This window comes from Cupriavidus sp. GW821-FHT02F09, assembly GCF_059421605.1.
This window is the reverse complement of the sequence record NZ_JBWKVH010000054.1, coordinates 1-11148: the sequence shown is the minus strand read 5'-3', so window position 1 is coordinate 11148 and position 11148 is coordinate 1. Positions and strand designations below refer to the sequence as shown.

The 11148-nt window shown below is 60.2% G+C and carries 8 protein-coding genes and 1 pseudogene; 7 read left to right on the top strand and 2 right to left on the bottom strand.

What is annotated here, in order from left to right:
• Nucleotides 1-1997: ESPR-type extended signal peptide-containing protein (locus AC07XB_RS34420; RefSeq protein ID WP_494752820.1), on the bottom strand; the 1997-nt coding region annotated here is incomplete at its 3' end.
• Between the two features lie 634 nt (nucleotides 1998-2631).
• On the opposite strand from AC07XB_RS34420, the gene AC07XB_RS34415 reads away from it, so the two are divergent.
• The 3 genes from AC07XB_RS34415 to AC07XB_RS34405 all read left to right on the top strand — a co-directional run bounded on the left by AC07XB_RS34415 (nucleotide 2632) and on the right by AC07XB_RS34405 (nucleotide 5827).
• Nucleotides 2632-3339 carry a response regulator transcription factor gene (locus AC07XB_RS34415; RefSeq protein WP_492831031.1) on the top strand — a complete coding sequence of 236 codons (708 nt, stop codon included), beginning with the start codon at nucleotides 2632-2634 and terminating at the stop codon, nucleotides 3337-3339.
• A gap of 11 nt (nucleotides 3340-3350) precedes the next feature.
• The gene (locus tag AC07XB_RS34410) at nucleotides 3351-5198 is read left to right on the top strand and encodes a sensor histidine kinase (protein ID WP_492831030.1); all 1848 of its coding nucleotides are present in this window, start codon (nucleotides 3351-3353) and stop codon (nucleotides 5196-5198) included.
• Nucleotides 5199-5389: 191 nt separating this feature from the next.
• Nucleotides 5390-5827: a GNAT family N-acetyltransferase gene (locus tag AC07XB_RS34405; RefSeq protein WP_492831029.1), complete on the top strand. Its 438-nt coding sequence runs from the start codon at nucleotides 5390-5392 to the stop codon at nucleotides 5825-5827.
• A 15-nt stretch (nucleotides 5828-5842) separates the two neighbouring features.
• On the opposite strand, the gene AC07XB_RS34400 is transcribed toward AC07XB_RS34405, so the two are convergent.
• The gene (locus AC07XB_RS34400; protein WP_492831028.1) at nucleotides 5843-6088 is read right to left on the bottom strand and encodes a hypothetical protein; all 246 of its coding nucleotides are present in this window, start codon (nucleotides 6086-6088) and stop codon (nucleotides 5843-5845) included.
• A gap of 72 nt (nucleotides 6089-6160) precedes the next feature.
• Here AC07XB_RS34400 and AC07XB_RS34395 point away from each other — a divergent pair.
• The 4 genes and pseudogenes from AC07XB_RS34395 to AC07XB_RS34380 all read left to right on the top strand — a co-directional run bounded on the left by AC07XB_RS34395 (nucleotide 6161) and on the right by AC07XB_RS34380 (nucleotide 11026).
• Nucleotides 6161-6761: pseudogene (locus tag AC07XB_RS34395) on the top strand (cysteine hydrolase family protein).
• Nucleotides 6762-7888: 1127 nt separating this feature from the next.
• Entirely contained in the window at nucleotides 7889-8377 is a 489-nt protein-coding gene (locus tag AC07XB_RS34390) for a hypothetical protein (protein WP_492831027.1), read from the top strand.
• A 147-nt stretch (nucleotides 8378-8524) separates the two neighbouring features.
• Nucleotides 8525-9073: a type II 3-dehydroquinate dehydratase gene (locus AC07XB_RS34385; RefSeq protein ID WP_492831026.1), complete on the top strand. Its 549-nt coding sequence runs from the start codon at nucleotides 8525-8527 to the stop codon at nucleotides 9071-9073.
• A gap of 537 nt (nucleotides 9074-9610) precedes the next feature.
• The gene (locus tag AC07XB_RS34380) at nucleotides 9611-11026 is read left to right on the top strand and encodes an IS1182 family transposase (RefSeq protein ID WP_492831025.1); all 1416 of its coding nucleotides are present in this window, start codon (nucleotides 9611-9613) and stop codon (nucleotides 11024-11026) included.
• The last annotated feature ends 122 nt before the right edge of the window (nucleotides 11027-11148 follow it).

Below are 11148 nucleotides of genomic sequence, written 5' to 3'. Positions count from 1 at the left end.
GTCGTGCCGCCGGTCAGGCTCACCGCGCCGCCGAACACGTTGCCGGCGTTGGTCAGGGTGATCGCGCCGCTGCCCGCGCTGAGCGTGCTGGAACCGCTGATCGACAACGCGCCCGTCTGGCTGATATCGCCCTGGCTGGTCGCGTTGAGTGCACCGCCGACAACCCCCGTACCGAGATTGAGGCTACCGCCGCTGCTCACCGTCAACGCGCTGATATTCACCGTACCGAGGGTCAATGCGCCGCCGCTGGTCAGTTGCGTGTTGCCACTGGCCAGGTTCACCGCACCGACGAATACGTTGCCGGCATTGCTCAGCGTGATCGCGTTGCTGCCCGCGTTGAGGGTCGTCGCTCCGTCAACGGTCCATGGAGCGCTCTGGCCGATGCTGCCGCCTGTGGTGGTGATCGACAGTGAGCCGGTGACGTTGATTGCGCTGCCCGCGCTGAACGTGCCACTTGTGGTAGTCACGCTGTTCAGCGCCGTCGAGGCACCTAGTGCACCGGCGAAGCTGACGGCGCCCGTCGTCGTTGCGGTGAGATTGTGCCCGCCGTCCAGGGTCGAGTTGAACGCAATGTTGCCGCCGTTGGTGTCGGAAGCCACCACATCCGCGCCCAGCGTCACCGCGCCGTTGTAGGTCTGCCCGCCGCCGGTCGTCACGTTGCCGTTCAGCGTGGTCGCCACGCTGTCGGTCAGCGAGCCGACACCCACGGTGCCGAGCGTCAGATGATCGCCGCCGGTGTTGCTGCCGGTCGCAGTCAGCGCGCCGCTGCCGGAAATGCTGCCGGAAACAGCCAACGCGTTGCCGTTGGTGTTGATCGTCGTCGCACCGTTGACGATCAGCGCGCGGCTGCCGGACGAGCCGCCAGTGACATTCAACCCGCTGGCACCGGCGGTAATCGTCGCGGTAGCCCCACTCGCCACGTCCACTGCACCGTTCAGGGTGGAGCCACCGTTCAGCGTGAGCGAATTGGTGCCGCTGGTGAAGGCGATGGCGTCAGCCCGCGTTTGACCGTCGCCCGACATGCCGCCAGCAATCGTGCCGCCGTTGAAAACCGTGAGACCGGCGCCGATGACCCCGACTCCTCCTGCGCCAGTGACCGTCGACGAGCCTCCGTGCCCTGCGCCTCCGCCATTTCCGCCGGCGATGACACCCGAATTGACGAGGATGTCGTTGCTACCGGAAACCTTCATGCCCGCGCCGCCGTCGCCGCCGTTAGCGCTGGCGGTCGAGGACGCCGTTCCATTATCCTGGCTCAATCCGCCGCCACCACCACCGCCGCCCGCGATGGTCCCTGTGTTACGGAGTGTCTGAGCGCTGCCCGTCCACGAGATGCCCGCTCCGCCGACGCCGCCGTTGGCAACGTTGTTCGTGATGACACTGCTCATACTGGCTCCGCCGCCGCCACCGCCACCGCCTACAATCGTGCCTGCCGCGGCATTCGAGTAGTTGCCGCTCGTCCCGCTCAGGGACAGGCCCGTGCCGCCGGCGCCACCGTTGGCGCTTCCAGCCGTACCGCCACCGAAGGCAGCGCTCGACCCTCCGCCGCCCCCGCCGCCACCTAAGATCGCGCCGGTATTGCCACCGCTGCCGCCAGCACTGGCCGAGGTCGCTCCGGCAGCGCCGTCTTCCGCGGCCGTGTTGGTACTGTCCGAGGCTTGTGAATTGCCGCCGCCTGCGCCCGCTGTGCCGGCAAGCGTTCCGGCCATACCGGCGCTGCCTCCAGCCAGATAGCCGCCGCTGCCGCCGTTTCCGAAAGTGCCAGCCCCCGTTCCCGCACCGCCAGCCGGACCGGAAACAGCTTGGACTCCTTGCCCCCCGCCGCCATCGGCCAGGGCCGCGCCGGATGCAAGCGTCATGACGAGCGCGCCGGCAATTATCCGGGCGTCCGCAAGCGCATGGCGCCCGCGCCCGCCTTTGCCACGCGAACGGGCACTTTCCGAAACAGGCTGCAAGATATCCAATGCGGGATTCCAGACGACTCGATAGACGCGATTCATTTTCTTTTTCTATTTTCCCGAATGCCACGCCAGCCGCGTGGTGCGCGACTTCCCCGTACCAATAGACGTTTGCCTCCGGTACACCGAGAGGCACCATGACCACAAAACGATCTGCCCTGATCAACCCCCTATGGCACAACCGACATCTGCTCAATAGCGGTGTCGATCGTGCCGGCGAGTTCGCGCAAGGCAAGCCGGAACGCTGCCTCCGCGAGCCGAAAGCCACAGGCACGACGGTGCCATGGCCCTGGCTATGAGATGGGCTCCCCGTTCGACGCGCTCCGTTGTTGTTCTCTATCCCCCTGTCTTTTGGAGACTGACAGGCAGCGTCATCCGCGTAGCGATAGTAGGACACCGGACCCCGACCACAAATACCTAAAAACTGGTAGGGGCTGACCGGTATCGCAAGCCCCGGTTCGCGAGAGGATCGACAGGTTGGCAGTGCGAGATCGAGGTCCGGCCAATCCCACAAACGAGGTATTGCGCCTTGCGCCTCCCCCCCCTAAGCTCCGCCGAAGTGCGACAGAATCTTTGCTTGCAGTAACCTCAAGCCTGCGTTCCCATAAAACACACACGCGTTGCCAAAGTAAGCGGACAATCAGCAACGCCCCGATGCATTCTGCTGAACTCGCCCATGACGAACGTCTCCTCGAGTCCCGACGACTCACTGCTGCCCGGCCCGATACTGATCGTCGAAGACGATCCGCTAACGCAGATGCGCTTGCGCGACTTGCTGATGTCGCTGGGCTACACGAGCGAAACGTTGATGTTTGCTGGCAACATTGCCCAAGCCCAAGCACTTGTCGCCGAACAGCCCATCGCGATGGCGCTGGTCGACGTCGGCCTGCCGGACGGGAACGGGATCGACCTCATTCGCGTTCTCCACCAGCGTGATACGGCGTTGCCGATTCTGGTAATCTCCACGTGGAATACCGAACAGACAGTCGTGACGGCACTGCAAGCTGGCGCGACCGGCTATTTGCTCAAGGAGCGCGACGAGGTCGAGATCTCGCTGTCGATCCGCAGCGCGCTGCGCGGCGGGGCACCGATTGATCCGTTTGTCGCGAAACGCATTCTTGAACTGATCGGTACCGGGGGAACCCTGCTCGCGAATCAAACGGCCAGGGCGTCGCGACAAGGCGAGACGTCACCCCTTAGCGCACGCGAGATCGAGATTCTCTCGCTGGTGTCCAAGGGGTTGACCAATCGCGAAATCGCCGACGTCCTGTCATTATCGAAGCTGACGGTCGGATGCCACATCAGAAATATCTACAAGAAGCTCGCCGTCAATTCACGGACGCAGGCAATCTTCGAAGCGCGCTCATATGGCTGGCTGCCATAATTTGCACATGCGTGCTCACGCCCTCATCGTGGGCCGCGGCACCAGCAACCCAGCCAGCTGAAGCGCTTTCGTTCGTCAGCGTCCAAGCTGTCCGCGCCTACCCGCTGGACGCACAACCCGCAATCCCAATCGAGCAGGATCACCCTCCTGCCGCCGGTTGGGTCGACGTCAAGCTTCCCGACGTCTGGTCGACGCGCTGGCCTGATTTTGATGGCGTCGTATGGTACCGGCTGAGCTGGCAACAGGCGCGCGTCGACACGCCTGTCGCAGTCTTGCTCGACTACCTCAATATGTCTGGTGCGATCTATCTGAACGGCACCCTTCTCGATCGCGATGCCCACCTCTCCGAGCCGCTGTCGCGCGCCTGGAACATGCCGCGCTATTTGCTGCTGCCGTCCGCGCTCCTGCATGAAGGCACCAACACGATGCTCGTGCGCGTGTCCGGGTTCGCTATCTATCAGTGCGGATTGGGAAGCGCGGCAATCGGGCCTCCCGCGCTCCTGCAAGCACGATCTAACGACGCTCGCTGGATCCGAATTGATTTGCAGTTGTTCAGTCTTGCGGTCACCGCCACGTTGGGATGTTTCTTCCTGTCGATGTGGCTGATGCGGCGTCGGGAAACCGTCTATAGCTGGTTTTCCCTTATGTCGCTTACGTGGTGGATTTTCGGCTGCAACCAGACCGCGACCAGCCCCTGGCCGTTCGCGGGCACGGACGGATGGGAAATCGCCAACGTCATCGCATTCTCGGTGTACTGCACCTCTTACACCGTCTTCACCCTGCGTTTTTGTGCGCGACGCTGGCCGCGCTTCGAGCGTGTTCTTTGGCTCATCGTCATCCTTTCCAGCGCGATACAACTATGCGTGCCACACCAGCGGATTCATGATGTACGAACGGTGCTGTATATCGGGCAGGCCATCCATTTCTTTACGACCAGCCTGGTCTTCATTTTCTTCGCCTGGCGACAAGGGCGCACCGAGCACCGTATCCTCGCCTGTTGCACTGCGGTTTTCGTGGTCGCCGGCGTTCACGATCTGCTGACCTTTCTCACGATCATCGGCGGTTTTGTTTTCTACACCGCGTTAACGTCGCAATTGCAGATGATCGGCATGGCACTCGTGCTCGGTCGGCATTTTGTCGCGAACCTGCGCCGAATCGAAGGCTTCAACGAGAACCTGACGCAAAGCGTTGAAGCGGCCAGGTCTGAACTCACACGTACATTGCACCGTCAGCACGAACTGGAGATCACCAACGCACGCCTTGGCGAACGCCTTAACCTTGCGCATGACCTGCACGACGGCCTGGGAGGCACGCTGGTAAGCAGTATCGTGGCGCTCGAACGCGCACCCCAGGATGTCCCACCTCAACGCTTCCTGTCCATCCTGAAGGAATTGCGTGACGATCTGCGCCTTATCATCGACTCGACCGCAAGCCAGCATTATGGAGAGACAACGTTGGCCGACCAGCTTGCACCGCTGCGGCACCGCCTGACGCGGCTCCTTGAAACACAAGGCATCGAATGTCGCTGGCACCCTTCCGGCATTGAAGCCTGCGTGCTGCCATCCGCTAAAAGCATGGAGATCATGCGAATCGTGCAAGAGGCATTGACGAACGTGTTCAAGCACAGTCGCGCAAGCCAAGTCGAAATCGGGATGCGCTATGACGAGCAGGGCTTACGAGTCACCGTCCACGACAATGGCGTGGGCTTCATTCCCCACGGCGATGGAGAAGACCATGGAACGGGCATGCGCAGTATGCGCGCGCGCGTCGGCAGGCTTGGGGGAATCTTCGATATCCAGTCATCGCCAGGTGCGACGCTCCTCATGGTGCAACTTCCCCCGTTTGCCGAGCAGACGTAATAGCGACAGACCGAAACTGGCTGTGGGTTCAGTCAGATGCCAGCCGGGCCACGGCGACCGTCCCTGACCAACCCGGAGCCGCCAGTCGTTATTCTCGGAAGCGGACCTTCGAATGCCCAACCCATCGAGAAACCTCGCTACTCGGCTCCGTGCGACAATCTGGATTTTTCAAGTGAGGCTCGACTTGAGCCATGACTGAACATCGCTGCAGCAGGTTGGAAATTAGAAGGCTGTCGCCGCCGGAATGGATGCAGGCATACCCTGTCATCGCTCAACTTCGGTCCCTTGAAGAACCCGAATTCTTGGAGCGGACCCGCCTGCAATCGTATTCGGGCTACGAGCTTGTGGCAGCATTCCATGATGGGAAGATTATCGGAGTGATAGGCATGAGACCCGTCCGCACCTTGGCGCGCGGGGCACACCTTCATATCGATGACCTCGTGGTCGATGCGACGGGCCGAGGGAGCGGTGTTGGCCGATCCCTGATGGAATATGCCGAAGCCGACGCCCGTGCTCGTGGTATGACCGCGATATTTCTCGACGCACGGCCGGACGCCGTTCCGTTCTATGAGCGAGAGAACTATGTGCTACACCCCTCGCCATCAATGAAGAAGGTTCTGTTGCCTTGAGGCAAGCGGCCACGGTCAGCGCGATTCGCCCACGTCTTCAGCCTGTAAATTGTCAAAGATTTGCAACCACTGCGGAAGGTCCGCTTCTCGCCGAAGTGGCCACCAGTCTACGAGCATACACGTCCAAATCTGATAGCGCTCGAGTCGATGTGGTGCGACCAGACGCTCGAACGGCTTGTCGTCGGCTGAATCGGCCAAGGCCACCATGCTTCGTTTCTTGAAATTTCGCTTCATGATGGTCGTGGTAGAGTCGATCATCATTCCTTATCGCGTAGCCTTATGTCGCCATCCGTTGAACGTGGACCCGTCGATTCAGCAGACCATCAACAGGGCATGGAAAGCGCCGCTGATGCGCGCAGTGTGACCATGCAGATTCCGGCAATTGTTCCAGCGCAAACCGCTCTGGTGGTCATGCATTATCAGACCTATCCTGGCGTTATTTCCATCGGTCGCGCCCACTTTGCTCTCCAATACGCGCAAGCTGTGTGACGCTGCGCGGGGCAAGGGCGTCAGCGTCTATTTCGCCAAGATCCACTTTCGTCCAGGCTATCCGGAAGTCAGTCCGTTGAACAGGAACGGGCAGGGAATCAAGCAACTTGGTCTTTTCGTTGACGACCAGATCTCGCCGGAACTCGGCCAGCAGGCCACGGAACCGCTCATCATCGCGCATCGTGCCAGCGTGTTCTTTGGTACCGACCTGCAGGTGCGGCTTTCCGCCCAGGGCATCGACACCCTGCTCATGGTGGGCATTGCGTCGACCGGTGTGGTGCTGTCGTCGGTCGCGTACGCGAGCGATGCGGACTTCCGTTTATTCACGGTCAAGGATTGCTGCTACGACCCGGATCAGGTCGTGCACGATCATCTTTTTTCAACGGCGTTCGATTCGCGCACAACGGTGCTCTCGCTCGCTGATGCCTTGCTGTTGCTTGCCTAGCATTTGCTGGCATTTCGACGGTTTGGGGAGCAAGGCAGTCGCTCCACCGCGCGTCGTGCGGCTCGCCCCATGGCCGGTTGCGGCCGCCCCTCGTGGGGAAAATCTTGGTGTCCGAGGGAAGGCCGCCGACAGTTGGCTGCCCGCAACGCCGCTTGCATGACGCGTCAACGATTGCGAAAATCGCGAGCGGTTTTGGACAATGCTGACGAGCGCGCGTCGCAACAAGGACTCAAGAAACAACCCATGAAAAAAATAACAACGCTTTTTCTACGTTTACGGTCGCCGGCTGCGCAAGCTCGGCGGCGCCGAACTTCGTGAACGGAAGATATTACATGGCAGGCGATTCGACATGCGAGCGATACAGGGTTCTTTCGCCAGACTAGGCCTGCGGGTTTCTGACCTCCCAGATCGGCCTGTATTGCACGATCGGTTGGGGGTTCGGGTACCCCTGAAATCTCGCCGGAAATGGGGTCTAGAGAGTTTCTCAACACTATCGGCCACGAAGCGTCATTCGTCCATTGGCGCGACCGGACATTCGTGCGTCCGCTTCGCTTTCGAAACGGCCGCTCGGCTGGTAACGCTGGACGTCGCGTCATCGGTCTAAGCAGCCGGCTGTGGAATTGCACCGTATTTTGACCCGTTTTTGCATTATTTACTGACTGCAGCTTCCGCTTGAAGTCCTAGATCCGTCGCGTACCCGGCGTCACCAAGCCGGGTCATCGGGAAGTGCAAATACGGGTCAGGCTCGCACGCAAATCAACAGCACGGGTATAGCGCGTACCGTCCGCAGAACTTGGCCATGGTGTGTGGGACATCTTCCGCGTCTGCTACATCTCCACCTGGTTGGGAAGGACAAGAAGACACCCGCAATGTGACTGGGGCTTGCCCGAGCGCCCATAAACTTGGAAGACATCCTGTACTTCTAAGGTCACATGTCCATAGCTAACGATTGCGGTCAGGCTATCCGCTGCCGGAATAGGCACTTATCTGTGCCCCCTTTCGTATATAACCGGCCCTCATAAGCCTTATGAGAAAACTGTCTGCTGCCGCCCGTGCTTTGTGGTGGCGCTTGCCTATGCTCAAGTTCGCGCCCTCGGTAAGAAGCAACAACAAGCAGGAGGTGCAGCATGTTCAAGGCAATGCGACTGCTAATGGCGATTGGCGCCACACTCGGCGCCGGCGCGGCCTTCGGATTTGATGTCGCCTCGCCGATAGCCGCGTACTACAACCTCGTCTACGCCGTGAGCGTTGGCCAAGCCGACGCGGCGATCGCGCAATTCACTGACGACGCCATCGTAGTGTCCGGCGCGAAGTGCACACTCGATGCACCCTGCGTCGGCAAGGCCGCGATCAAGAAGAGGTATGTCGACGACCTGATCGCACGCAAGGTCAATGCTCCAATCTCGGATCAACGTTTCGATGGCAATCGGCTGACGACGCAAGGCGAGATCACACACGCGACGGCTTGCGGCGGGGGCCTGGCGCGCCTAGTGGGTGGCTACGCGTTCGAGTTCAGCGGCGGACGCATTGTCTCGTTGTCTTACGTGTACGACAAGACGGACGCCCAAACCGCACGGTTCGTAGCATGCAAGGCCCGGAGTGAGGTGAGTAGGTAGGGTATGCGGCCGCCGGCTCGCGTCGGGCCGCCGCGCGTTCACGGAAACAATCGTTTTCAGGAGCGTCCAGATGACTACCGCATTTACTGCCCAGATCAAGCGATCAGGAAACCGTCAGCATCGCATTGCGGTGATCGATGGCCGAACATGTCCAATCTCGGTGCGCGCAGCAAGAAGGTGTATGGCAAAATCGGCTCGCTCGACGAACGTAAGGTCTATGTCGCCGACTATGGCCGCCAACTTGGCGTGGAAGTGGAGTGCTTCTCGTCGAACCATCAGGGCGACATTCTCGAATTCATCCACGAATTCGCGGTGCGCGTGGACGGCTACATCATCAATCCGACCGGTGCGACGACCATCGGCGAAGGCGTTCGACACGCGCCGGAAGATTCTGGCCGGCCGGTCGTGGAAGTGCACTTCGCGAACATCGCGGCGTCGGCGAGCGCAGCGCGCGGGCTCAGCGGGAGCAGCATCCAGTCGATGCTTCACACATACGGCGACCGGCATGTGCATGGGAATGCGGCAATACAGCTACATCGCCGCGCTGACCGCGCTAGTGTTCGGTCTCGACGACGAAGATTTCCTCGGCAAGCGCGGCGAATAATGGCAGAGAAAAGCGCCGTCTGCCCGCAGAGCCGCAGTTTTTCCGGCAACCCGCAACGCCGCGAATTTCTTGCGCGAGACAAGCTCGAATGAGAAATCCATCGATTGAGCGAAATGAACGAAGCCGTGCACCCGGGTTACTGCTTCCAGGCAATGGATTCCGCTGCAGCCCAGCACATGGTGGTATTGCGCGAATGACCGCCGCGCCCTGCGATAGTTGACGTTGGCACCAGGAAGCCCTGCCCGGATAGGCAGAGGACCGAAACCGGCATTTGACGGCGTGTATCCGCGTGCCGCGAATGGTCCCGTTCGCCAGAGCGCGATTGCCCCATGCCCGGCTGATCATCCGGAAGGAACCATTTTGCGCTCGACATTCGGCGATCGGACCAGCGATGTGGCGTGTGCGAGGGAGTCATCCACTTCGCACGCGACATCGCGAATTCATCGTTTCCCTTTGACCATGACATCAAACCGGCGCCCCCCGATTGGACCGGTACGATTCCGGCGTGCAGCCTCTCTCGCGGCCAAACGCGCGCTGAAAGGCATCCACTGACCGATTCTGTTGAAAAACTCGGCATCACGGAACGTCGGCACCTATCCTTGAGATCATCGTTCGACGAGGGTTTCGCCATGATGGGTCAACAAGTTGGATCGCAGGATAGGCTCTTCTACTCGTTCAACCTTGATGACCATGTGCCCCGTAGCCACCTCTTGCGTGGTATTGATCGGTTCTTCGATCTTGGCGATCTTCGCCAACGCCTCGCGCCTTACTACAGCCACACCGGGCGCCCGTCGATTGATCCCGAGCTGATGGTTCGTATGCTCATCGTGGGCTACTGCTTTGGCATTCGGTCAGAGCGCCGCCTCTGCGAAGAGATTCATCTGAACCTGGCTTATCGCTGGTTCTGTCGGCTTGGTCTAGAAGATCCAATTCCCGATCACTCAACGTTCTCCAAGAATCGCCATGGCCGCTTCCGCGAAAGCGGCGCGCTGCGTCACGTGTTTGAGACGGTCCTTCGCCGTTGTATGGCGGAAGGGCTGGTTCAAGGCGAAGGCTTTGCTGTCGACGCGAGCATCATCAAGGCAGACGCAAATCGCTCCCGAGGCGTGGCGGGAACGGAGGTCATCGATTGGAACCAAGGCGAAGGCCCTAGCCGCGCCGTTCGCGAATACCTTGCTGCGCTGGATGAGGTCAATCAAATCAAGGACGACGCAGCGCCCGAGGCAGAGCCTACGATCCCACCGAAGAGCATCTCGTTGACTGATCCGGCATCGCGCTGGACCGCGGCACCCGGTGGCCCTGCGTTCTTTGCTTACTCAACCAACTACCTGATCGACCTGCACGCGGGAATCATCCTGGACGTCGAGGCCACCCCCGCGCATCGAACCGCAGAGGTGGAGTCAACGAAGACGATGATCAACAGAGTCGAAGAACGCTTTGCTCTTAAACCTCAGCGTCTTGCCGGCGATACCGCCTATGGGACCGCGCCAATGCTCGGGTGGATGGTCGAAGAGAAGGCGATCGCGCCTCATGTTCCAGTCTGGGACAAGACCCGTCGCGACGATGGCACGTTTCCGAGAGAGGACTTCCGTTGGGACGAGCAAGCCAATGAGTACCGCTGCCCTGGAGACAAGGCTCTGCGCAGCGATTGGCGTGCATATACGAACCCACGCACTCACATCACGAAGGCCGACACCGTCATCTATCGATCCAGTCAGCATGACTGTGGTGGGTGCGCGATGAAGAATCAATGCTGCCCAAACATGCCATTCCGCAAGATCACACGCAGCGTCCACGAGAACGCGCGTGACGTGGCACGGAAGCTCTCGGCGACACCGGAGTTCAAGCGGTCGCGCAGGGAGCGAAAGAAGGTCGAAATGCTATTTGCTCATCTAAAACGAATCCTGAAACTGGATCGCTTGCGGCTACGAGGGCTAACTGGGGCACAGGACGAGTTCCTACTAGCAGCAACAGCGCAAAATCTGCGACGAATGGCAAAGCGGTTGATGCCGTTCGGTGAAGATATGAATGCGATAGCGGCTTAGAAGCTGTTGCGAAATTAGTTCATGCAGGGTTTTAGCCTGCTCCAACAAATCAATGAACAGGCAAGTGACAGAAAGGCTTCGTGGACATGGGCATATCGTTCGTATCGAAACTTCAGGCGTCT